This is a genomic window from Aliidiomarina sp., assembly GCF_047920995.1.
In the GTDB taxonomy this organism is placed as follows: Bacteria; Pseudomonadota; Gammaproteobacteria; order Enterobacterales; family Alteromonadaceae; genus Aliidiomarina.
This window is the reverse complement of the sequence record NZ_JBLRWZ010000002.1, coordinates 22,257-45,963: the sequence shown is the minus strand read 5'-3', so window position 1 is coordinate 45,963 and position 23,707 is coordinate 22,257. Positions and strand designations below refer to the sequence as shown.

Here is a 23,707-nt window from a genome sequence, read left to right as displayed (position 1 = left end):
ATATTTTGTTTTGCAGGGAATATCGTAACTATTTTTAGGGTTGAGAATACATGCGCGCAGTGATTTCAGTTGTTTTCCTTATCTTCTTAGTACTTTCCGTTACCAGTTGCAGCAGCCGCCAGCTTGGTTACCGCTATGCGGAAACATTGATTAGTTGGCAGGCGGGCCGCTTTGTTGATTTAACCGATGAGCAAGATGCTGTATTACGCGAAGAAACCAATCTCTTTTTACAGTGGCACGCAGAGCAACATATGCCGCACTACCACCAGCTACTGAGTGAATTAGCAACCGATATTCGTGCTACTACGATCTCTCCAGAACGAATCGATTATTTTCAAAAGCATATGGAAGGGTACTGGTTAGAAATTCGCCAGCAGCTGATAGCGCCCTCCGTACGGCTATTATCGATGCTTGATGATGAGCAAGTAGCGCAATTATTAACTAAACTGACTGAGAACAGGGAAGAACGGGCTGAAGAAGCTGTTGAGGCGACAAACAAGGATCAGCGCCAGGAGCGAGTTTTACGTTCGTTACGCCGTTATGCCGGCAGGCCAAGTGCAGAGCAACAACAGATTGTAGCCACTTGGCATGCAGAAACCCCGGATGTGCAAACCGATTGGATTGCCTATCAAGGGCGTTGGCAAGATGCATTCACCGAGGCGTTAGCAGCACGCCATAGCACAGACTTTGCAAAACAGCTGAGCGATTTATTTTTACACCCAGAACAATTTCGAGGCGCTGCTATGGCAGCAACCTTAGAGGATTCCAACCAAGCCAGTAAAGCAATGTTAATTGAACTACATAACAGTTTAAGTAACCGGCAAACTACTCGCGTGTGGCAACGGATAACGCGATTACAACGTGATCTTGCGGCCATGGCAAAACAGCGTGATGTAGAGCTTTAACAGTAACGTTAGCCTGCTATCGTGGTTATACCTGTAAAATCTTACTAGTGTTAGTTTTACCTACGGTTTCCATCACATCGCCATGGGTAATGATTACCATTTCACCTTTCTTAATATGGCCACGTTTTTCGATCATGCTTACAGCATCGCGCAATACATCTTGCGGCTTGGATAACGTAGAATCGAAGAACATTGGGTAAACACCGCGATAAAGATTCGCTTTATTCAGTGATTGCGCATGCCGTGAAAGGGCGAAAATTGGTAAATCTGTATGAATACGCGACATCAGTTTCGCGGTATTGCCAGATTCGGTAAGCGCAATAATGGCGGTTACGCCAGTAAGATGGTTCGCCGTGTACATTGCCGCTAACGCAGTGGCTTGAGATACCGAATCAACTTGCTCATCAGATTGATCGCGAGTTAACCGTAATGCAGGATACTCTTCTGCTCCGCGGCATATTTCTGCCATCGCTTGCACCGTTTCTACTGGATATTTCCCTGCCGCAGTTTCTGCGCTTAACATTACCGCATCGGTGCCATCAAGTACGGCATTGGCAACGTCCATAACTTCAGCGCGAGTAGGCATGGAGTTATCGATCATCGATTCCATCATTTGGGTGGCGGTTATAGCTACGCGATTCAATTCACGGGCGCGTTGAATAATACGCTTTTGTTTACCCACTAACTGCGCATCACCAATTTCCACACCCAAATCGCCGCGGGCTACCATTACCACATCGGAATTGATAATCAGATCATCAAGTGCTGCGTCAGTAGCAACGGTTTCAGCGCGCTCAATTTTTGCGCAAATGGCGCCATCACAGCCAGCTTTATTCAATAGGGCGCGCGCAAGTTGTAAATCTGCGCCGTGGCGTGGAAAGGATACTGCTAAAATATCCACATCGATTTCTGCAGCTGTTTCAATATCGCGATAGTCTTTATCAGTAAGCGCTGCCGCCGAAAGGCCGCCGCCCATGCGATTAATGCCTTTATTATTGGATAAAGCACCACCAACAGTAACGATGGTGTGCACTTCAGTACCCACTACGTTGGTTACTTCCAAGCGAATACGGCCATCATCAAGTAGTAAGATATCGCCATTTGCAACATCTTTTGGTAGATCTTTATAATCAAGACCAACACGATCTACATCACCTTGAGTACCATCAAAGGCAGCATCCAGTATAAAGGTTGCACCTTTTCGCAGCTCTACTTTGCTGTTTATAAAACGAGCTACCCGAATCTTTGGGCCCTGCAAATCGCCAAGTATTGCTACGTGATGGCCAAGCCGCTCAGCGATTTCACGCACAGCTTTAGCACGCTGAATATGGTCTTCCGCGTTGCCATGGGAAAAATTTAAACGAACAACGTTTGCACCTGCTTTAATGAGCGCTTCGAGTACACCAGGGCTATCGGTAGCCGGGCCTAAAGTAGTAACAATTTTAGTACGTCGTAACATGATAAACTTAACCTTATTGCTGTGTGAGCTTGATGGTTTATGGGCTTGATGATTCGCATAAAGAGCGAGGCCGCTTATTTTATTAGGCGATATACACGTGATATTAACATAATCTATATTACCAATGTACGGGTGAATCTACCGAAAAGGTGAAATAAATGAGTAAGCCAAAAGCAGCAGCGCAGAATTTGCCGAAAACTAACCAAGAATGGCGACAAACGCTGCGACCAGAGCAATATTATGTTCTGCGGGAGTGTGGTACGGAACGTCCATTTACCGGCGAATATTTGCACGAAGAAAGGCCGGGTGAATACCATTGTGCTGGTTGCGGTGCATTGTTATTCAAGGCAGATACCAAATTTGATGCTGGCTGTGGTTGGCCAAGTTTCAGTGCCGCCGAGAAAGGTAACGTGCGTTATATTAGTGACCATTCGCATGGTATGGTGCGTACGGAGATTCGTTGTGCACATTGTGATGGGCATCTTGGCCATGTGTTTGCCGATGGGCCTGCACCAAACGGACAACGTTATTGTGTAAACTCATTAGCACTAAATTTTACAGCTTTTAAACAGGAGTGAGTAGTAGTTTGCTCGCATTTTGCGTACAATAGCGGCCGAATTTAAGGCTGATTTAATGGATATTAAATCAGATTGACCCTCGTTACATTTGTACTTCTTAAAAAGGTTTACCAATGACTGACGCGCATAACGATACAACGTTGAAAAGCTGGGAAGAACGGCAAGAATTTGCGGAGCTAATGCAGCCATTAATTGGCCGTTTGTACCGTACCAAAGGAGTGGAGATTCTGGTGTATGGCCGGAGTTTGCTGAATGGATCAACCATCGACATCATTAAAACTCATCGTTTAGTGCGTCAGCATGAAGGGCACAAGCTGCGCTTGCGCGAAAGCTACCCGTTTTTAAAAGTAATTTCTGAGATAGATATCGCTCCAGCTCGCATTGATGTGGGTAAGTTGGCGTTTGGTTATCACTTCGGTGACAAACGCGAGGGTGATGAAAGTATAGAAGATTACGTAAACCGCGTGCTAGTAGACGTTGTTGGCAAGGCTGATGATGTTGAACCGCGCGATGTAGTGCTTTATGGATTTGGCCGAATTGGCCGGTTGTTAGCGCGTTTACTAATCGAGAAGAACGGCCGCACCAATAAGTTACGCTTGAAGGCCATTGTGGTTCGTGGTGGTGGGCCTGGCGATTTGGAAAAACGCGCCAGTTTATTGCGTCGTGATTCTGTTCATGGGCCGTTTAATGGTTCTATTACTGTTGATGAATCCACTAGCTCCATTAAAGCGAATGGTACGCGCATTCAAGTGATTTATTCCAGCTCTCCGGATGCAATTGATTACACCCAATATGGCATTGATAACGCGATTATTGTTGATAACACGGGTGTGTGGAAGGATGAAGCTGGCCTTGGCTTGCACCTGAAATCGAAAGGTGCTGCAAAGGTTCTATTAACAGCACCAGCGAAAGGCAACATCAAAAATATCGTGCATGGTGTAAACCATGCAGACGTGTTGGAGAATGATTTAATTGTTTCAGCTGCTAGCTGCACCACCAATGCAATTACGCCGGTACTAAAAGCGATTAATGATCGGTTTGGTATCAAAAATGGCCATGTTGAAACCGTGCATGCGTATACCAATGATCAAAACTTAATTGATAATTACCACAAAGCTGAGCGTCGTGGCCGCTCTGCGCCGTTGAATATGGTAATTACAGAAACTGGCGCTGCAAAAGCTGTGTCAAAAGCTTTACCAGAGCTTACTGGCAAGCTTACGGGCAACGCAATTCGGGTACCAACGCCGAATGTATCGATGGCTATCATGAACTTGAACTTAAATGAAGCTACCGATAAAGAAGCTCTGAATGAGTATATGCGCCAAACTGCACTGAATTCTGATTTGCAGAATCAAATTGATTACACATCATCTACCGAAATCGTTTCTTCTGATTTAGTAGGTAGCCGTTATGCGGGCATAGTTGATTCGCAAGCAACTATTGTGGACGGTGATCGCGCAGTGCTTTACGTTTGGTACGACAACGAATTTGGCTATAGCTGCCAGGTATTACGCGTTGTGCAGGATATGGCTGGTTTGGTTGTTCCGAACATTCCGGCTTAAATAATGCGCGCTGATACCACATAGCACGAATCGTTAAGAAGCGCCTTTAGGCGCTTCTTTCAATATGAACAGTTTTCAAGTACGACAAAGAGGTGAGTATGTTTATTTCAACAGCATTCGATAGCGGCAACATTGAAGTAATAAATGCCGATAGCGCAGAGAACATTCGTTTGCGTATTCGTAAAGACAACCAATCTGAATTCTATCAGTGGTTTCATTTTAAGCTGTTCGCAGCAATAGATGTTGAACACAACATGATCATTGAAAATGCCGGTGGCTCAGCGTATCCGAAAGGATGGGAAAACTATCAAGCAATGGCAAGTTATGATCGTGAACACTGGTTTCGTGTGCCTACTAGCTTTGATGGTGAAAAACTCACAATAACCCATACTCCTGAACAAGAAACCGTATTCTATGCCTACTTTGTGCCATACAGCTGGGATCGGCATCTTGATCTACTGCAATGGGCGCAGCAATCTTCGTGGGTAGAGCAAACTGTATTAGGTACAACGCTAGATGGCCGCGAAATGAATATGTTAATTATTGGCGAGCCGGCTGAGCATAAACGTAATATCTGGATTACCGCGCGGCAGCACCCAGGCGAAACAATGGCAGAGTGGTTTGTAGAGGGTTTGCTTGAGCATCTACTTGATGAAGATGAGCATATTTCTCGGCAGTTACTAGATAATGCAGTGTTTTACATTGTGCCCAATATGAATCCAGATGGCAGCGTACGCGGACACCTGCGCACCAATGCAATTGGTGTAAACCTTAACCGCGAATGGGCCGAGCCTTCGTTAGAACGCAGCCCAGAGGTGTTTCACGTGCTTAACGAAATGGATGCTATTGGCGTGGATATGCACCTCGATGTGCATGGCGATGAGAATTTACCCTACAATTTCGTAGCCGGCGCGGAAGGTGTTCCTTCCTATGATGATCGTATGGCCCAGTTAGAAGATAGCTTCCGTAACGCTTATCTAGCGGCAACTGCAGAGTTTCAAACTAAATTCGGCTACGAAAAAGAAGCGCCGGGGCAAGCTAATTTAACAGTGGCTAGCAGTGCTGTAGCGGAGCGGTTTAAATGCTTGGCGTTCACTATTGAAATGCCCTTCAAGGATAACAACAACTTACCTGAGCCATATCAACAGTGGAACGATGTTCGCTCGCGGAAGTTTGGTCGCGATACCTTGAAGGCAATTTTAGATGTAGTAGGGCAGTTGCGTTAAAACATAGCAATGATTGTGTGCCGAATAAAAAAGCCGAACATTTTTGATGTTCGGCTTTTTACTCGCTAAATTTTATTACTCTGCTTTATTTGGCGGTGGCGTAACAGCATCAGCTTCTTCTGCTGGTGGCACTGTACCTTCGGCGCGTTGCTTGGCTAGGCGCTTCTCCCAAAAATAGGCTTTTGTAATTCCCAATTTAATTGGATCAAAGATGATGGGGCCGCCCGCTTTTTTCTGCGCCTCATAATCACGTAAACACATGATGGCAGGTTTCGCGACAAAGAAGATGGCGAGAATACCGAGGATGTTAATCCAAGCCATTAAGCCAACACCGATATCACCTAAGTTCCAGATATAACCAGAACTATTCACCATGCCGTAAGCCACCATAAACATGATCACCATTTTCACCACAAACAAGGAGAACCGGTTTTTTATATAGCGGTTTAAGTACGCCACATTGGTTTCTGCGATGTAGTAATAAGCCAGAATAGTGGTGAAGGCGAAGAAGAATATAGCCACCCCCACAAACCCTTGGCCAAAGTTGCCAAACACACTGGAGAGGGCCAGTTGGGTGAATGCTGGTGATGCAACTTCAGTAGCAGCTGGTATATTTTGCAGAATTAAACCACCGGTTACTTCATTTACAATGTTGTACTGCTGGGTAATTAGAATCATTAATGCAGTTGCAGTGCATACGAACAAAGTATCTACATACACCGAAAACGCTTGCACCAAGCCTTGTTGCGAAGGGTGGTCTACTTCCGCTGCTGAAGATGCGTGAGGGCCAGTACCTTGGCCCGCTTCATTGGAGTAGATACCGCGCTTCACACCCCAACCAATTGCAGCACCAAAGCCCGCTTGCGCAGTAAACGCATCGGATACAATCATGGCAAAGATTCCTGGAACTTGGTTTAAGTTCAGGAACACGATCACTAACGCCATAATAATGTAGGCGAGCGCCATAAAAGGAACCACGATTTGAGTGAAGTTCGCGATGCGTTTAATGCCGCCAAAAATAATGAAGCCTAAAACAATTAAGATTACGGCTAACGCAATTAATTTATGGCTGCCAACTTCGCCATAATCAGTGCTTACTAAATTACCATCGCCAAACACATGCGTAACTGCGTTGCCCACAGCATTAGCCTGAATGCCTGGCAAGAAGATACCACAGGCGATAATGGCTGAGACCGCGAATACTATCGCTAGCCATTTTTGGCCAAGGGCTTTCTCGAAGTAATACGCTGGGCCACCACGGTACTGGCCGTTCTCTTCTACTTTATAAATTTGCCCTAAGGTGGATTCTGCATAGGCCGTACTCGCGCCCAGAAAGGCTACTACCCACATCCAAAATACTGCGCCAGGACCACCAAAACCAATGGCGGCTGCTACACCAGCAATATTACCTACACCAACTCGGCCTGATAAGGTAACGGCAAGCGCTTGAAATGATGAAATACCCTTACTTGATTCGTTTGGGCTAAGTAGTAGTTTCACCATCTCCCGGAAATGGCGAACCTGCGCAAAACGCGTAAGAATTGAATAAAATAAGCCTGCGGCAAGGCATAAAAACACCAGCGCCGGGCTCCAAATGATATTATTTATTGTGTTAACCACACTTTCCATGGGGTCCCCCGGGGATTGTTATTGTTGTGTTAACTATACTTTGCCATAATTTGGCGTAAAGCTCTACGCTAAATCCGGCGGCTAAACCTCGTGAATTGTGCACTTGATCGAAAATTCGAGTGAATATAGCGTAATTGTTGGGCTGTTTAAGAATCGAAGGATGACCAATAGCGCCCACGCTGATATGATAAGCCGCAATTCATGGTAAAAAGAGTGTTTTAAATATGGCGATTATTAGTTGCCCTGGTTGTAGCAAAAAGGTTTCTGATAAAGCAGCAGTATGTGATTCGTGTGGTTTTATGCTGGGCGCCCATGATGCTGATAGTTTAGCCCGAAAGGCGAGTGCTAAACGTTCTATGCGGTTGAATCAATTAGTGAGCCACCAAATGTTGGCGATTCTATTGTTCATTGCGGGAATCGGCGGAACATTTTATGATTGGCAACAGGTGCAGGGGTGGCAATTTATGCCTCATGTATCCATTGCTGTGGCGATTTTGAGTTTTGTTTGGTACTTGGTAACTCGTGCCCGTATTTATATTTTAAAGCGACAACGATAGTATGCAGTACGATGATGTACTTAGGGCAATGACCCCAGAAATTTATGCACGTATGAAAGATGCGGTAGAAACTGGCCGTTGGCCTGATGGCCAAAAGCTTACCCCCGCGCAGCTCGAAAATGCCATGGAACTTGTAATGGTGTATCAAGCAAAGCGTTTGCAGCAAGATGATCACTTCTCCATCGCACCTACTGGTGAACTGGTAATGAAAACAAAAGGCGATTTGCGCGCTGAACTGCGGTTGCGTGCAGGTGCTGACATTGCTCGTTTTCAAGTAAATGAGCCGAGCATCGATGGTAGTGATAGTGAAATTCCCCCCTCGAACGATTCGCAGGAGAAACCAAACTAGTGTTTGAAGCTGATACTATTTCTGAACGTGGTAATGCAGAGCATTATCGAAGCATGCAGCAGCAACTTACTGCTTTAGTTAGTGGTGAACCGGATTTAATTGCTAATCTCGCCAACATCAGTGCGTTTTTATATGACCAGCTAGATGATTTAAACTGGCTTGGTTTTTATATTGTTCGCGATAACGAGCTTGTACTCGGCCCATTTCAAGGGCAGGTTGCTTGTGTGCGCATCCCTTTCACTAAAGGAGTATGTGGTGCTGCGGCAAGCAGCCAAGAAATTCAGCGCGTTGCTGATGTACACGCGTTCGCTGGCCACATAGCTTGTGATTCGGCGAGTAATTCAGAAATTGTGTTACCGATCGTAGTTGATGGTAAAACCGTGGCTGTGCTCGATATTGATAGTCCGATAATTGGCAGATTTAGTGCCACAGATGAGCAGGGCTTGGCAGAATTACTGCCGTTACTGGAAACTTTAAACTGGGCTTAACAAACAAGCTTCGGTTTATGGGCGGTGAAACTATGGATTCTTTTGATGTGCGGCCGTATCTTGTATCGATTCAGGATATGGATTTCTTTGAAGAAGAAGCAGAACAAGCAGCAGACAACTTAAATGCAATGCTCTACGCTATCAGTAATGAAACAGCAGGTAGTGATTATTGGCAGAGCGAAAATATTGCGCAACTCGTGGTAGAAATTACTGATATGTGGCTCCGCGAACCCGGGTTGCTTGAATCAGAAGTAGACGAACTAGAAGATTATATCACTCACTTGGTACATCGAATTGAACAAGATGATGACCACAATGAACAGCTCGATTAAGGTTATAGCAATGGAAAACACGGCAAAACTCTCTAATAGCAAGGAAGTGATTGCATATTTGGTTGAGAAATTCCCTACATGCTTCACATTAGAGGGAGACGCGCGCCCTTTAAAAATTGGCATCTTTGATGATTTAGCAACACGGCTAGCAGACGATGAACGAGTGAGTAAAACTCGCTTACGCTCAGCGCTGCGCCAGTATACCGGCGCTTGGCGTTATTTGCGTGGAGTAAAAGCAGGTGTGCAACGTGTAGATCTTGATGGGGTGGATGCGGGCTTAGTGGAAGCCGAACATGAAAGCCATGCTCTAGAACAACTGCAAGAATCACAAGAGCGCGCAAAGGCAAAACGCCAAGAACGTGCGGCAGAAAGTAAAGCGGCTGCGGCGAAAGCCCGTGCAGCAGTGAACAAAGACGCGCAAGATGGTGTCAGAAAGGAAGGCGCGAGAAAACCAAAAGGGAAGAAAGCGCCGTATACAAATGAACGTAAGACAAAAACATTTGGTAGTAAACCAACTGCAAAGCAGGAAACTACCAAGGCAAACGCTCCACTAGAAGCGATTGCGCAAGATAACATCGAAGTAGGGGCGGAAGTTCGTGTGCAAGTAGGAAGTTACCCAGTTGCTGGCACGATAACCGACCTTGATAAACATGATGTGCAGGTGCAGTTACCCTCGGGTATGTTAGTTCGCGTTCCGCGTTCAGAACTGTTTCGCGCATAATAGGAGAATGCATGATCAAGCAGGTAGCTAAACGCACAGGTTTTGTTCTATCACTAATCGCTGCGGCGGCATTATTGGCTGTTCCAGCGATTGCACAGAGTGATACAAGTTACAACGCAAGTGATATACCAAAGTTACAGCCGGAAGCTCAGCACAAAGCTGCAAGCCGCCGGATTGCAGCGTATTTTACGCGCTACCACTACAGCAATGTAGAGCTTGATACTGAGATGTCTCAGCAAATATTCGATCGCTACTTTGAGCAACTCGATTATAACCGCATGTTTATGCTCGCTGAAGATATTGAGCAATTCCGCCCTCATCGCGATAAGTTTCATGTAGCCCTCATTGACGGGGATCTGGGCGTAGCCTACGCGATTCATCAGCTGAACCTGCAACGTCGCTTTGAGCGTTTCCAGTATGCTTTAGAGCTGCTCGCTAACGTTGAAGAGTTCGATTTTACGGAAGAGGGAGCGAGCTTTCCATTTGATCGCACGGAATCAGAATGGGCTACTTCGAAAGATGAACTCAACAGTATTTGGCAGCTGCGCGTGCGCAATGATGCGCTTAACTTAGCCCTTGCTGGCCGCGAAGATAGTGAAATTATTGATAATCTGCAGCGCCGTTACCGTTCTGCAATGCAACAAATTACCCAAAGCAAGAGTGAAGATGCCTTTCAATCGGTAATGAATGCCTTCGCGCGAAGTGTTGATGCGCATACCAGTTATCTGTCCCCACGCAATGCAGAACGCTTCCAACAGAATATGAATCTTTCGTTGGAAGGGATTGGTGCAGTATTACAAGCCGAGTACGATTACACAGTTATTCGTTCATTGGTGCCTGGCGGCCCAGCGGAGAAATCTGGCGAGCTCAATCCAAATGATCGGATTATAGCCGTGGCACAAGGCGATCAAGATTTTGTTGATGTAATTGGCTGGCGTTTAGATGATGTTGTAGAGCTCATTACAGGGCCGAAAGGCAGCGTAGTGCGGTTGCAAATCTTAAAAGAAAGCGATGGCTCTGGTGCGGCACCACAAACGGTTGAAATTGTGCGTGAACAAGTGCGCCTAGAAGATCGGGAAGCGAAAATCACCTATGAAACCAGTGCTACCGGTGAACGTTTTGCAGTAATTACCATTCCTGGTTTTTACAATAAACTCACCGACGATGTGCGTACCTTGTTGCTGGAGTTAAAAGAGAACGATGATGTAGAAGGTTTAGTGGTTGATTTACGTGGTAACGGTGGTGGTGCACTTAATGAATCTATCACCCTTACTGGGCTCTTCATTCCTTCTGGCCCCGTGGTGCAAGTTCGCGAGAGTAGCGGCCGTATAGATGTAAGTGGCGACCCAGATCCAAGTATTGCGTACGATGGTCCGATGGTAGTGATGGTTGATCGCTTTAGTGCCTCTGCTTCGGAGATATTTGCCGCTGCTTTGCAAGATTATCGCCGCGCTTTAGTGGTGGGTGAAAACACCTTTGGTAAAGGAACAGTGCAACAGCATCGTGGTTTACAGCGCCGGTTTGATTTGGGGAATAATCCAATGGGCAGTGTGCAGTACACCATGGCTAAGTTCTACCGCATTAACGGTGGTAGCACCCAACACAAGGGTGTAGTACCAGACATTCAATTCCCAAGCTTGGTAGACCCAGAGGAATTTGGCGAAAGCCGTGCAGACAATGCATTACCCTGGGATCAGATAGACCCTGTGCAATTCCGAGCATTTAATTTCGTGAACGATGATTTAATTGCCAAACTTAATACCGAGCATCGCTTGCGTATTGAGGCAAATCCAGAGTTTGCATACCTAAGCGAAGATGTAACCCGCTATCGAGCGATGCGTGATCGTACTGCGATATCGCTAGTGCGCGCTGAACGTGAAGCGGATTCAGAAGCAGATCAGCAACGCTTGTTGCAGCGAGTTAACGAACGCCGAGCTCGCGCAGGTTTAGAGCCTGTGGAATCTGTTGATGGTGTAGACGAAAAATTCCGCTCGCCCGATGTATTCTTGCAGGAGACCATCGAGATAGCGGCTGATTACATCAACAGCATGAGTGGCAGTGCTCGCAATGCGAGCCGAGATTAAGGTATCTTCGATAACTTTAAGCATGCTGTGGTGAGTTAGGTGCAGCAGCAAGGCTACGCTGCACTACAGTTGGTTAACCACAGCATATAGTTAACTTAAGCCTAGCGAAAAAAACTACGCGAAAACAATATAAAATGAAATAAGGGCTTGTGGTTGCAAGCCCTTATTTGTAAGTTAGCACTCTAAAAAAACAATTACCGAAAATCATAACAATAACGGTACCGCTTTATGACAACTGAACGCGCAACAAACAATCGCTGGTCGAGTAACTTTTCATTCGTGCTAGCGGCTACAGCAGCAGCTGTAGGCCTCGGTAATATCTGGAAATTTCCATACATTATGGGTGAGAACGGCGGTGGCGCATTTGTGTTGCTGTACTTGCTGTTTATATTCCTAATCGGTGTACCGGTATTAATGTCGGAAGTTCTAATTGGTAGACGAGGGCGTACCTCACCAGGTTACGCAGCAGCGAAGCTAGCGCGAGAGTCTGGCGTTAGCCCCGCGTGGCAAATTACCGGCTGGATGGGCCTTAGCGCTGGTTATATTATCCTTACCTTTTATGCAGTAATTGCCGGTTGGGCACTTTCCTATGTATTCAAAAGCGCGAGCGGCACCTTTGTAGGTGCTACTACCGAATCAGTTGCAGCCACTTTCGGCGGCATGGTGAGCTCTGCTCCTGAACTGCTCTTCTTTACAACCCTACTGATAATCGCAACGGTATTAGTGGTAGGCAAAGGCTTTAAGAAGGGTTTGGAACGCGCGGTAACTTACTTAATGCCCTTATTGCTCGGTTTGTTAGTGATTATTGCTTTATACGCCGCACACATTGGTGATTTTGGTGCCGCAGTTAGGTTTATGTTCTACCCAGATTTCTCCGCATTAACCGGGCAGGGCGCCTTAATTGCGCTAGGGCATGCTTTCTTCACCTTGAGCCTAGCTTCGGGTGTAATGATTATTTACGGTGCTTACTTGCCTAAAGGTACTTCGATTGTTCGTACATCAATCTGGATTGCGATTGCAGACACCTTAGTTGCGCTTATTGCGGGCTTAGCGATTTTCCCCATTGTGTTTGGTTTTGGCCTTACTCCCGGCGAGGGGCCTGGATTAATTTTCCAAACATTACCGCTAGCATTCGCAAATATGCCATTTACCACATTAATTGCCACGGTGTTTTTCGTGATGTTAGTGTTAGCAGCTTTTACCTCCGCCATCGCTATGATTGAAGCCTCGGTAGCGTTTGCGGAAGAGCGATTGCGGGTTAAGCGTTGGCAGGCAGCTATTAGCTCTGGCCTACTTTTGTGGATACTCAGCCTGGGCACCGTATTCTCGCTAAGTGGGGCAGGTTGGGCACAACTAGAATGGAACTTCTTCGGCAAGGAATTGGATAGCATTTTTGCAGCAATAGATCATCTTGCTTCCAACATACTATTACCACTCGGTGGCTTTATGGCTGCAGTATTTACCGGCTGGGTAATGAAGCGTAAATTTACCGAAGAAGAGTTAAATATGAGCAAGCGCGGCTATCAAATATGGTTGTTCTGTGTTCGCTTCTTAGCTCCCATTGCGATTATCGTAATCTTCTTGCAGTTATTAGGGATTTTGCAGTTTTAATCGAGCTGCGGAATCCATTGTTATTGAATTAAATAGGAAAGCAAACCTATGACGGTTACCACAAAACGTCCTTCTTATTTGCAGGCTCTCGTACCATTGCTTGCGTTAATTGCGATGCTGAGTAGTTCGGTATATTTATTTGGTGAAGATTCATCATATGGCCCGAACCAAATCGCCTTATTGATTGCCGCTGCCATCGCAACGGTTATTGCTTTCAAAAATGGCCATCGTTGGGAATCTATTGAAGCGGGTATTACCTCAGGCATTTCTGTTGCCTTAGGGGCAATATTGATTATTTTGATGGTTGGTTCTTTAATTGGCACTTGGTTATTAGCCGGTATCGTGCCCACCATGATCTACTATGGTTTAGAATTACTCAGCCCTAGTTGGTTTTACGCAGCAGCCTGTGTAATTTGCGCGATTGTAGCGCTGTCTATTGGTAGCTCATGGACCACAGCCGCAACCATCGGTGTAGCCTTAATCGGTGTAGCTACGGGTATGGAGCTCTCCCTAGCGATTACTGCTGGAGCCGTAGTTTCTGGTGCTTATTTCGGTGATAAAATGTCGCCGTTATCCGATACCACCAATTTGGCGCCGGCTGTTGCGGGCACTGAATTATTTGGCCACATTCGTTACATGAGCTTAACGGCATTTCCTGCCTTAGCGATCTCGATTGTGTTATTCCTAATTCTCGGTTTCCGTGCAACGAACGATGCGAATTTGAGTTCACTTGTTGCCATGCAAGAGGAATTACAAGGTATTTTCAATATTGGCTTGCACATGCTTATTCCGCTTTTAGTATTGTTTGCGCTTGCGGTAGCGAAAAAACCGGCATTACCGTCTATTTTGGTAGGCGCGCTAGTTGGTGGCTTATGGGCACTGCTATTTCAAGGTGAGTTAGTAGCAAGTTTAGCGGCCGAGCGGCCATTTCTTTTGGTAGGCGCGTTAGAAGTTGTATGGTTAGCGCTTGCCAGTGGCGTGCAAATTCAAGCAACGAGTGCCGAAATTACCTCGCTTATTAGCGGTGGTGGCATGGAAAGCATGATCAACACCGTTTGGCTAATTATTACTGCAATGACATTTGGCGCCGTTATGGAAACAACAGGCGCTTTGCAAAAGCTGATTCGCGGTATCTTAAAACTAGTGAAATCCACTGGTTCTCTAGTAACTGCTACAGTATTTACCTGTTTTGGTGCTAACGTTCTTACCGCTGATCAATACATGGCTATTGTACTGCCAGGGCGAATGTTCCGTGAAGCCTATGCGGATCAAGGGTTAGACCCACGTGTTCTTTCACGTACGTTAGAATCAAGCGGTACCATTACTTCGGCTTTAATTCCTTGGAATACCTGTGGTGCGTATATGTTCTCAGTGCTTGGTGTGTACCCATTACATTACGCACCATTCGCATTTTTCCTGTTGCTCGTTCCTACGCTAACTATAGCGTACGCCTTTGCTGATTTTAAAATTTTAAAATTGCCAAAAACTGCTGCACAAGAAAATAGTACCGCAACAACTTAAGGAAATTTATGAGCAAAACACCTACTGCAAAATATCGTCAGGATTATCAAGCACCGGAATTTAAGATCCATACTACCGAGCTGCAATTTTTGCTCGATAGCCAAAACACCGAAGTACGCAATCGTATGGATGTTGAGGCGATTGCCGGAAGCTCAACGTTGGTGCTAGATGGAGATAATTTGCAGTTGGTTGGGGTGGCTATTGATAATCAGCCGCTAAATCCAGAACAATACAGCGTAACAAACCAGCAGTTAATTTTACATAATGTACCGAAACGCTTTGAGTTGGTTATTGAAACATTACTTAACCCACAAAGTAATTCGGCGCTGGAAGGCTTGTATATGTCTGCAGGAACTTACTGTACGCAATGCGAGGCAGAGGGCTTTCGGCGCATCACTTATTATCTTGATCGCCCTGATGTATTATCGGTTTTTACCACTACGATTGCCGCCCCTAAAAAGAACTTTCCGTTTTTACTCGCCAACGGTAATCCTATCTCTGAACAGCAAAAAGGCGATCGTCATATTATAACATGGCATGATCCGCACCCAAAACCTGCTTATTTATTTGCGCTGGTAGCTGGGGATTTTGATGTTCTGGAAGATACCTTTGTTACTCGTGATGGCCGCGAGGTTCTACTGCAAGTGTTTGTAGATAAGGGCAACCTGAATCGTTCCGCACATGCCATGGAATCTTTAAAGAAGGCCATGCAGTGGGATGAGGAACGTTTTAATTTAGTTTACGATCTTGATATTTATATGATTGTGGCCGTTGATTTCTTCAATATGGGCGCTATGGAGAATAAAGGACTAAACATCTTTAATTCGAAGTATGTTCTTGCTGATGCGGCAACAGCAACTGATCAGGATTTCCTAAACGTAGAATCGGTGATCGGCCATGAATATTTTCATAACTGGACCGGCAATCGAATTACCTGCCGTGATTGGTTCCAACTGAGCCTGAAAGAGGGCCTTACCGTATTTCGGGATCAAGAGTTTAGTTCCGATCTAGGCATGCGAGCGGTAAATCGCATTCAAGACGCACGTATTATGCGAACCCATCAGTTTGCTGAGGATGCCAGCCCAATGGCGCATCCGATCCGCCCTGATCGGGTAGTAGAAATGAATAACTTTTACACCGTTACGGTGTATAACAAGGGTGCGGAAGTAATTCGCATGTTGCACACCTTGCTCGGCGAAGCGAACTTTCAGAGAGGGATGCAGCTATATGTTGAACGCCACGATGGCCAAGCCGTTACCTGTGAAGATTTTGTGGCGGCCATGGAAGATGCAAACGAGCTGAATTTGAAGCAATTCCGCAATTGGTACGCCCAAGCCGGTACCCCCAAGGTTACAGTAACTGAGCATTATGAACATCGAGCACAGCGCTATTCGTTAACCTTGCAACAACATACTCCAGCAACACCAGGACAACCGGAAAAACATCCGTTTCATATCCCAGTGCGCGTGGAGTTTGTAAGTGAGCAGGGTGCTTTGCTGCCTATCACCCAGCAAGACAGTAAGCGGCATAGTGCTAAACACCTATTAGAGTTGCGTGAAGTTGAACAACACTTTGTGTTTGAGAATGTTACACAACGGCCGATAATCGGAGTGCTTGCGGATTTTTCCGCACCAGTGCGTTTGCATATGCCGCGTAACGAAAACGATTCACTTGCCATCATTGCCGGCAGTGAAGATGCCTATTTACGCTGGGATACAGTACAACAGCTATACCTACAGGCCTTGCATACGGCGATAGCGGGCAACGAGCCGGTAGTATTATCCACTGCGCTCGTGAGTGTATTAGAGAATGAGCTATTGCACACCAAAAACCCTGCTCTTACGGCCTTGTTGTTGCAAATTCCTAATGAGGAGGCACTCAGCCAAGAGTTTAACGTGATACCTGTGGCAGCAGTTGCAAAAGCGATTGCAGAGCTGCGGCTTGCACTTGCTGTGGCATTACAATCAGCGCTTTTCACGGTGTGGCAGAAAATAGACTTAACTACCAATGTTCTTAGCTCAGCAGCAATTAGTGAACGCATGTTGGCAAATACAGCGTTAAGTTACTTAGCTCATTTGCAGAGCAATGTGCTGCCGGTAGATAAACTAGATAAAACAATAGCTGAATCGGTAACCGAAGGGCTTTGTGCGCAATTCGCTGTGCACAACAACATGACCGTACAGTTCGGCGCGCTGCAAGCTGCTGTGCATGCGCATCACCCCATAGCGGATACATTACTGGAACGCTTTGCGCAACAATGGCAGGGGAACACATTGGTGATGGATAAGTGGTTAGCGGTGCAATCTACAGCGCCAATATCTGGAACCGTGGCGAACATACAAGCATTAACGCAACATTCTGCCTTTAATTGGGGCAATCCAAATCGGATTTACGCACTGCTGGCTAGTTTCACTCACAATTTTGCCCAGTTGCATTGCGAGAGTGGCCTTGGTTACCAATTTATTGGCCAAGCCATTACTCGATTAAACAATGTAAACCCGCAGGTAGCGTCACGTTTATTATCGCCACTACTGATTTGGCGGAAGTTACCGCACAAACATCGTGAGTTATTAAGAGCAGAGCTTGAGAAACTAAGCAAATTAGAAAACTTAGCTCCTGATTTGTATGAAAAAGTTAACCAAACGTTAACGGAAAATTAACTGCTCACACCAGCCGTATAGACGTTGCTTTTCCTTTCTTAAAGGCCGACAATATAAAGGTTTACACCCTAACGAATAGCGTTAGGGTATGCCTCATCTTTTTTGGCCTGCAGACAAGGATCAATCACCATGGCATCGGTTCATAATCAACCACCGGTTATCCTCGAAAAAGTATCTGACACGATTCGTCAGAAGCTCCCCGCTGAAAGCGCCCCCCTAGTAAATGAATTCACTCAACGCCTCTATCGTAACGTTTCTCGCGACGATTTGGCGGGGCGTGATTACAGCAATATTTACGGCGCAATTGTAGGGCTTTGGCATAGTTTTAATGAATATGAATCCAACACCAAAGCAACGATTAAGGTATATAACCCCGAGGTAAGCAAATACGGCTGGGAATCACCCCATACCATTATCGAGATTATCCAAACCGACATGCCATTTATGGTTGATTCTGTACGCATGGCCCTCAATCGGCTAGGTATCAATTCACAGTTATTATTGCATGCACCATTAGTACATCGTCGAGGCAAAGATGGTCGGGTAGCCGAGATTTTGCCTTCTGGTGAAACTGACGATAAAGCACAAACAGATACGGTATTTTTGGTTGAAGTAGATCGCCAGAGTAGCAAAGAAGATATAAAAGCACTGAAACAAGAACTTACTTCGGTAATGAATGAGGTTGCATTAGCAGTTAGTGATTGGCAACCGATGCGGAAGAAGTTAGAAGATATTGCTAACAATCTTGCTGCCTGTAAATTCCCAGGGGACAAAGAGAAACTTGCCCAAGCCAAGCGTTTTTTGAGTTGGCTAGCGAATGATAACTTTACCCTGATGGGGTACCGTAGTTACCAAGTAGATGCGGTGGAGGGTGATTTTGAATTAAGCCAAGTGCAAGGCAGTAGTCTTGGCTTGTTAAAAAGCTCGGAAGGCAAGGCGCCGCTTAAGCTATCGAATATGAGCAAGTTGGCAAAGAATACGGCTTTATCGTGTGATGAGTTGCTGTTACTTACCAAAACTAATGCGCGCTCACGCGTTCATCGCCCGGCTCATACTGATTATATCGGCATTAAACGCTTTAATGATAAAGGCCAAGTAATTGGCGAAGATCGCTTCGTTGGTTTGTACGCTGCTTCATTTTATAACGATAGCGTGATGGATATTCCACTGGTAAGTGACAAAGTTTTTAGAGTGCTCACTAATTCGCGTTATGCGCGGGGTACGCACGCCAGTAAAGCGCTACTGAATATCATGCAAACGTTTCCGCGTGATGAAATTGTGCAAAGTAGTGATGAAGACCTACTCAATACGGCTCTCGGCGTACTGCAAATTCAAGAACGCGATATTACCCGCATATTTTTGCGCCGCGATATCTTTGGCCGGTTTATTACCGCTATGGTGTACGTGCCCAAAGAACGCTATAACACAGCACTGCGGATGCAAACACAAAGTATTTTAGCGCGAACGCTTGGTAGTAACGAAGAAGTTGATTTTACAACTTACTTCTCTGAATCAGCATTAGCGAGAACTCAATACACGGTTAGAGTGAACGATAGCGGACAGGACATTAACGTGAAAGAACTAGAACAAAACCTAACGGAAGCATCACGTAGCTGGGAAGATAACTTAGAAAACCTTTTGATAACCAGTAAGGGCGAGGCCGCGGCTCGTCAGCTTATGAAGAGGTATGCCAACGGCTTCCCACGGGCTTATAAAGAGGATGTGCTGCCGTCTGTAGCGCTTGCCGATATTGATCAGCTCGAAGCTCTTGATGATGACCATCGCTTAGGGATGTTGTTCTATCGTGCCCAAGAGGTGCAAGACGATTCAAACCGCGTAAAACTAAAGTTATTTCACCGAGATGAGCCAATTCATCTTTCTGATGTGCTGCCGATGTTGGAAAACTTTGGTTTACGGGTGATAAACGAAAGTCCGTATCAAATTAAAAACAGTGATGGCCATGTGTTTTGGGTGCTCGATTTCTTCATGTTACATACCGCTGGCAAGCTGGATTTAGAAGGTAGCCGCGACAACTTTCAAGATGCGTTTGCGAAAGTATGGCGCAGTGAATACGAAGATGATGGCTTTAACCGTTTAGTTTTAGGTGCTGGCATGTCTGGTCGGCATGTGGTTATTCTCCGAATGTTCGCGAAATACATGCGCCAGATTGGCGTAACCTTCAGCCAAGCCTATATCGAAAATACGTTCACCCGGTATCCAAAAATTGCCAAATTATTGGTGAAATTGTTTTACACCCGTTTTGAACCTGGCGTAAAGAATGTACAGAAGAAAGTTGATGCGCTGGTAAGTAAGGTACAAGAAGAGCTGGAGCACGTTTCTAGCCTTGATGATGATCGGATTATTTGTCGTTACTTGGATCTTATTCAAGCAGCACTGCGCACTAACTTCTTCCAAGTAGACGCTGATGGTGTTGAAAAACCTTATGTTTCAATTAAGTTTTTACCAGAGCTTATTACCGATATGCCATTGCCGTTGCCGAAGTACGAGATTTTCGTGTACTCGCCGCGGGTAGAGGGTGTGCATTTACGCGGTGGTAAGGTTGCTCGTGGTGGTTTACGTTGGTCGGATCGTAGAGAAGATTTCCGAACAGAGGTACTTGGCTTAGTAAAAGCACAGCAAGTTAAGAACACAGTAATTGTGCCAGTAGGCGCTAAAGGTGGCTTTGTTTGTAAACAGCTACCGGAAGAACGTGAGGCAATGTTCGAAGAAGGGAAGGCTTGTTATCGAACCTTTATTCGCGCCTTGTTGGATATAACCGATAACATTGTTGAAGGTGAAATTGTTCATCCAGAAAATGTGGTTCGCCATGATGATGAAGACGCTTACTTAGTAGTTGCAGCAGATAAAGGTACCGCAACCTTCTCTGATATTGCCAACGGTATTTCTGCAGAATATAACCATTGGCTTGGTGATGCCTTTGCATCAGGTGGTTCAGTAGGTTACGACCATAAGAAGATGGGTATCACAGCGCGTGGTGGTTGGGAATCAGTGAAGCGCCATTTCCGGGAAATGGGAATTGATTGCCAAACAACTGAGTTTACCGCCATTGGTATTGGTGATATGGCTGGTGATGTATTTGGTAACGGTATGTTGTTATCAGAGAAAACCCGTTTAGTGGCGGCTTTTAACCATATGCATATCTTTATCGACCCAGAACCAGATGCGAAGAAATCCTTTAAAGAACGTGAGCGCTTATTCAATTTACCCCGTTCAAGCTGGGAAGATTACGATAAGAAATTGATTAGCGAAGGCGGCGGGATTTTCTCACGCAGTGCGAAATCAATTGAGCTTACTACACAAATGAAACGCTTAATTGGTACCCAAAAACGCAGTATGGCGCCAAGCGAATTGATTAAAGCGTTACTGATGGCCGAAGTAGATTTGGTGTGGAACGGCGGTATCGGTACTTACGTGAAAGGCAGTAAAGAAACTGATGCTGATGTTGGCGATCGCGCGAACGATGTATTGCGCATTAACGGCAAAGAGTTGCGTTGTAAAGTAGTAGGCGAGGGTGGAAACCTTGGGTTCACGCAGTTAGGGCGGATTGAATATGCTATGCGTGGCGGCCGAATTAATACCGATTTCATTGATAACGTGGGTGGTGTTGATTGCTCGGATAACGAGGTGAATATCAAGATCTTACTCAACGGCTTAGTAAATGCAGGTAAGCTTACGAAAGCCCAACGCGATCAGCTCCTGTATGACATGACCGAGCAAGTAAGCGAAATCGTTCTGCACGATTGTAATCGGCAAACACAATCTATTTCAGTAACATTGCTTCGTGGCGCAGATCAGATTAAAGAGATGCAGCGCTTTATTCACCAGCTTGAGAAAGAAGGCTTGCTAGATCGGGCGATGGAGTTCTTGCCAGATGATGAGGCACTCGCCGAGCGCACAGCTTCGGGCAAAGGTTTAACGCGGCCAGAATTGGCCGTATTAAATGCCTATGGAAAAATGGGGCTGAAAGACGAATTAGTAGTAGATGAGATTACCAATGACCCTTACCACGCGAAAGAGCTTGTAGCGGCTTTTCCTCGTGAGTTACAAGAGCAGTTCCAAGAAGAAATGAATGATCACCCTTTGAAAGGGCAGATTATTGCTACCAAGCTAGCGAACAATATTGTCAACGATATGGGCCCTAATTTTGTTTATCGCAAACAAGAAGCAACAGGTGCTACGGTACCAGAAATCGCTGCAGCTTATATTATTGCGCGGGAAGTGTTCGCCAGCCGTTCAATTTGGGCAGAAGTTGAGAAATTGAATAATAAAATACCGGCTGATGTGCAGAACCAAATTTTATTCCAAGTGCGCCGTATGGTGCGCCGAGCAACGCGTTGGTTCTTGCGGCATCGGAATCCGAAGTTTACATCGATTCAAGAACATATCGATTTCTATCAGAAAGCGTTCACGGATCTGCAGAAAAACGCGCTTAATTATATGACGGCTAGTGAAAAGGCTGGAATGGAAGCGAATATTGAGAAGCTGAAAGAGCAGGGTGTTCCAGCTAAGTTAGCTCAGCAAGTGGCGATACTAAGCACGGTATTCTCAGCAATGGATATCGCTGAGGTTGCAGCCCAAACGGGTGAGAAGATCTCTTTGGTAGCGGAAACATATTTCCGTTTAGGTGGTGAGATTCAAATCCATTGGTTCTTAGACCAAGTGAACAAACAGCCAGTAGCCAACCATTGGCAAGCACTTGCCCGAGCAGCATTCCGCGAAGAGCTTGATTGGCAGCAACGATTACTCACTGGCACGGTACTTAAGTATGCAGAGAAGGGTACTGATGTAGAGACGATGTTGGAGAATTGGCTAGCCGCAAATGCAAGTTATGTAGATCGCTGGAAGCAAACATTGGCTGATTTCAAAACTACGAAAAGCCATGAGTTTGCGAAGTTCAGCGTAGCGTTACGTGAACTGACGTTACTTGGCCAAAAATGTGGTAACGCGCAATAATGAATGTATATCCATTATTCCGGAAGGCTCTGTTCAGCAAGGATGCTGAATGGAGCCATGACGTTACTTTACGTACTTTAGCCAAGTTTAATTACGCCCCATTACGGCACTTAATTCAACAAAGGCTACCGGCTAAACCGGTAACCTTGTTAGGGCTAACATTTCGTAATCCAGTTGGGCTAGCTGCGGGCTTAGATAAAAATGGTACGTGCATTCAAGCCTTATCAGCGCTTGGCTTTGGTTTCATTGAAGTTGGTACCGTTACTCCGCGTTCGCAAGCTGGAAATGCTAAGCCGCGTATGTTTCGAATTCGCGAGCGCGAAGCATTAATAAACCGCATGGGCTTTAACAATGATGGTGTAGATGCGTTAGTTGAGCGCGTTAAGGAAGCCCAATTCAACGGCATACTCGGCATCAATATTGGTAAAAACAAAGATACGCCCGACAGTGAAGGGAATGATGATTACCTATACTGCTTAGAAAAAGTGTATCCCTATGCGAGCTATGTGGCAGTAAATATTTCATCGCCGAACACGCCGGGGTTGCGTGAGTTTCAACATGGAACACATCTTAGTAGCTTACTCAGCGCATTAAAACAAAAGCAGGGGCAATTGCATGCTCTGCATCAGCGCTATGTACCCATTTTGGTTAAAATTGCGCCCGATATGAGTGAAGAACAAGTGCATGGTTTCGCGCGTGCAATGCAGGAGTTCGGTTTAGATGGCATTATTGCAACCAACACCACACTAGAACGAGAGTTAGTTGTAGGTTGTGAGCACGCCGATGAAGCTGGTGGGTTAAGCGGGCAACCACTAACGGATAAAAGTGAAACGATTATTCGTTGGCTACGAGCGGTATTGCCGGCAGATTATCCAATTATTGGTGTAGGTGGCATTAGCTCGGCGGAGCATGCACAAGCGCGTTTAGCGGCGGGTGCGAATTTGCTGCAGGTATACACAGGATTTATCTATCGCGGGCCAGCTTTGATCAAAGAGATTGTTAAAAGCTTGTAAATATAGGGGTAAACCCTTATTATGCTGCCAATGTATTG

At 45.7% G+C, this 23,707-nt stretch carries 17 protein-coding genes; 15 read left to right on the top strand and 2 right to left on the bottom strand.

What is annotated here, in order from left to right; genetic code table 11:
- Positions 1-50: 50 nt before the first annotated feature.
- Positions 51-905 carry a DUF6279 family lipoprotein gene (locus ACNA7P_RS00915; protein ID WP_416256723.1) on the top strand — a complete coding sequence of 285 codons (855 nt, stop codon included), beginning with the start codon at positions 51-53 and terminating at the stop codon, positions 903-905.
- A gap of 25 nt (positions 906-930) precedes the next feature.
- On the opposite strand, the gene pyk is transcribed toward ACNA7P_RS00915, so the two are convergent.
- Entirely contained in the window at positions 931-2,364 is a 1,434-nt protein-coding gene (gene pyk, locus ACNA7P_RS00910) for a pyruvate kinase (RefSeq protein WP_416256722.1), read from the bottom strand.
- A gap of 158 nt (positions 2,365-2,522) precedes the next feature.
- On the opposite strand from pyk, the gene msrB reads away from it, so the two are divergent.
- From msrB to ACNA7P_RS00895, 3 genes are all read left to right on the top strand, one after another.
- Positions 2,523-2,942 (top strand): peptide-methionine (R)-S-oxide reductase MsrB, encoded by a 420-nt coding sequence (gene msrB, locus ACNA7P_RS00905; protein ID WP_416256721.1) that lies wholly within the window; start codon positions 2,523-2,525, stop codon positions 2,940-2,942.
- Between the two features lie 113 nt (positions 2,943-3,055).
- Complete coding sequence (locus ACNA7P_RS00900) at positions 3,056-4,504, top strand: glyceraldehyde-3-phosphate dehydrogenase (protein WP_416256720.1); 1,449 nt, start codon at positions 3,056-3,058, stop codon at positions 4,502-4,504.
- A 98-nt stretch (positions 4,505-4,602) separates the two neighbouring features.
- The gene (locus ACNA7P_RS00895; RefSeq protein WP_416256719.1) at positions 4,603-5,730 is read left to right on the top strand and encodes a M14-type cytosolic carboxypeptidase; all 1,128 of its coding nucleotides are present in this window, start codon (positions 4,603-4,605) and stop codon (positions 5,728-5,730) included.
- A 75-nt stretch (positions 5,731-5,805) separates the two neighbouring features.
- Here ACNA7P_RS00895 and ACNA7P_RS00890 read toward each other — a convergent pair whose 3' ends face one another.
- Positions 5,806-7,359 (bottom strand): alanine/glycine:cation symporter family protein, encoded by a 1,554-nt coding sequence (locus ACNA7P_RS00890; protein ID WP_416256718.1) that lies wholly within the window; start codon positions 7,357-7,359, stop codon positions 5,806-5,808.
- Positions 7,360-7,583: 224 nt separating this feature from the next.
- Here ACNA7P_RS00890 and ACNA7P_RS00885 point away from each other — a divergent pair, with 224 nt between their 5' ends.
- From ACNA7P_RS00885 to ACNA7P_RS00835, 11 genes are all read left to right on the top strand, one after another.
- Positions 7,584-7,916 carry a hypothetical protein gene (locus tag ACNA7P_RS00885; RefSeq protein WP_416256717.1) on the top strand — a complete coding sequence of 111 codons (333 nt, stop codon included), beginning with the start codon at positions 7,584-7,586 and terminating at the stop codon, positions 7,914-7,916.
- A gap of 1 nt (position 7,917) precedes the next feature.
- Positions 7,918-8,265, top strand: coding sequence for a YeaC family protein (locus ACNA7P_RS00880; RefSeq protein WP_416256716.1), 348 nt, complete (start codon positions 7,918-7,920; stop codon positions 8,263-8,265).
- A 53-nt stretch (positions 8,266-8,318) separates the two neighbouring features.
- A complete protein-coding gene (locus tag ACNA7P_RS00875) occupies positions 8,319-8,753 on the top strand; it encodes a GAF domain-containing protein (protein ID WP_416256782.1) in 435 nt (144 codons plus the stop codon).
- Between the two features lie 32 nt (positions 8,754-8,785).
- A complete protein-coding gene (locus ACNA7P_RS00870) occupies positions 8,786-9,085 on the top strand; it encodes a hypothetical protein (protein ID WP_416256715.1) in 300 nt (99 codons plus the stop codon).
- A gap of 10 nt (positions 9,086-9,095) precedes the next feature.
- The gene (gene proQ, locus ACNA7P_RS00865; protein WP_416256714.1) at positions 9,096-9,806 is read left to right on the top strand and encodes an RNA chaperone ProQ; all 711 of its coding nucleotides are present in this window, start codon (positions 9,096-9,098) and stop codon (positions 9,804-9,806) included.
- A gap of 11 nt (positions 9,807-9,817) precedes the next feature.
- On the top strand, positions 9,818-11,890 hold the full coding sequence (gene prc / locus ACNA7P_RS00860; protein WP_416256713.1) for a carboxy terminal-processing peptidase: 2,073 nt from the start codon (positions 9,818-9,820) through the stop codon (positions 11,888-11,890).
- Between the two features lie 228 nt (positions 11,891-12,118).
- Positions 12,119-13,501 (top strand): sodium-dependent transporter, encoded by a 1,383-nt coding sequence (locus ACNA7P_RS00855; protein ID WP_416256712.1) that lies wholly within the window; start codon positions 12,119-12,121, stop codon positions 13,499-13,501.
- A 48-nt stretch (positions 13,502-13,549) separates the two neighbouring features.
- Positions 13,550-15,022 carry a Na+/H+ antiporter NhaC gene (gene nhaC, locus ACNA7P_RS00850; RefSeq protein ID WP_416256711.1) on the top strand — a complete coding sequence of 491 codons (1,473 nt, stop codon included), beginning with the start codon at positions 13,550-13,552 and terminating at the stop codon, positions 15,020-15,022.
- Positions 15,023-15,030: 8 nt separating this feature from the next.
- Positions 15,031-17,682: an aminopeptidase N gene (pepN, locus tag ACNA7P_RS00845; RefSeq protein ID WP_416256710.1), complete on the top strand. Its 2,652-nt coding sequence runs from the start codon at positions 15,031-15,033 to the stop codon at positions 17,680-17,682.
- 129 nt (positions 17,683-17,811) lie between these two features.
- Positions 17,812-22,656 carry an NAD-glutamate dehydrogenase gene (locus ACNA7P_RS00840; protein WP_416256709.1) on the top strand — a complete coding sequence of 1,615 codons (4,845 nt, stop codon included), beginning with the start codon at positions 17,812-17,814 and terminating at the stop codon, positions 22,654-22,656.
- Positions 22,656-23,669 (top strand): quinone-dependent dihydroorotate dehydrogenase, encoded by a 1,014-nt coding sequence (locus ACNA7P_RS00835; protein ID WP_416256708.1) that lies wholly within the window; start codon positions 22,656-22,658, stop codon positions 23,667-23,669. The genes ACNA7P_RS00840 and ACNA7P_RS00835 overlap by 1 nt, the downstream gene beginning before the upstream one ends.
- Positions 23,670-23,707: the final 38 nt, after the last annotated feature.

Bases quoted from the DNA above. Each gene is read 5' to 3' on its own strand.
- ACNA7P_RS00875 (WP_416256782.1), top strand. From the start codon at position 8,319: ATGCAGCAGCAACTTACTGCTTTAGTTAGTGGTGAACCGGATTTAATT.
- ACNA7P_RS00840 (WP_416256709.1), top strand. From the start codon at position 17,812: ATGGCATCGGTTCATAATCAACCACCGGTTATCCTCGAAAAAGTATCT.
- ACNA7P_RS00915 (WP_416256723.1), top strand. From the start codon at position 51: ATGCGCGCAGTGATTTCAGTTGTTTTCCTTATCTTCTTAGTACTTTCC.
- pyk (WP_416256722.1), bottom strand. From the start codon at position 2,364: ATGTTACGACGTACTAAAATTGTTACTACTTTAGGCCCGGCTACCGAT.
- ACNA7P_RS00895 (WP_416256719.1), top strand. From the start codon at position 4,603: ATGTTTATTTCAACAGCATTCGATAGCGGCAACATTGAAGTAATAAAT.
- prc (WP_416256713.1), top strand. From the start codon at position 9,818: ATGATCAAGCAGGTAGCTAAACGCACAGGTTTTGTTCTATCACTAATC.
- pepN (WP_416256710.1), top strand. From the start codon at position 15,031: ATGAGCAAAACACCTACTGCAAAATATCGTCAGGATTATCAAGCACCG.
- proQ (WP_416256714.1), top strand. From the start codon at position 9,096: ATGGAAAACACGGCAAAACTCTCTAATAGCAAGGAAGTGATTGCATAT.
- nhaC (WP_416256711.1), top strand. From the start codon at position 13,550: ATGACGGTTACCACAAAACGTCCTTCTTATTTGCAGGCTCTCGTACCA.
- ACNA7P_RS00835 (WP_416256708.1), top strand. From the start codon at position 22,656: ATGAATGTATATCCATTATTCCGGAAGGCTCTGTTCAGCAAGGATGCT.
- ACNA7P_RS00885 (WP_416256717.1), top strand. From the start codon at position 7,584: ATGGCGATTATTAGTTGCCCTGGTTGTAGCAAAAAGGTTTCTGATAAA.
- ACNA7P_RS00900 (WP_416256720.1), top strand. From the start codon at position 3,056: ATGACTGACGCGCATAACGATACAACGTTGAAAAGCTGGGAAGAACGG.
- ACNA7P_RS00880 (WP_416256716.1), top strand. From the start codon at position 7,918: ATGCAGTACGATGATGTACTTAGGGCAATGACCCCAGAAATTTATGCA.
- ACNA7P_RS00870 (WP_416256715.1), top strand. From the start codon at position 8,786: ATGGATTCTTTTGATGTGCGGCCGTATCTTGTATCGATTCAGGATATG.
- ACNA7P_RS00890 (WP_416256718.1), bottom strand. From the start codon at position 7,359: ATGGAAAGTGTGGTTAACACAATAAATAATATCATTTGGAGCCCGGCG.
- ACNA7P_RS00855 (WP_416256712.1), top strand. From the start codon at position 12,119: ATGACAACTGAACGCGCAACAAACAATCGCTGGTCGAGTAACTTTTCA.
- msrB (WP_416256721.1), top strand. From the start codon at position 2,523: ATGAGTAAGCCAAAAGCAGCAGCGCAGAATTTGCCGAAAACTAACCAA.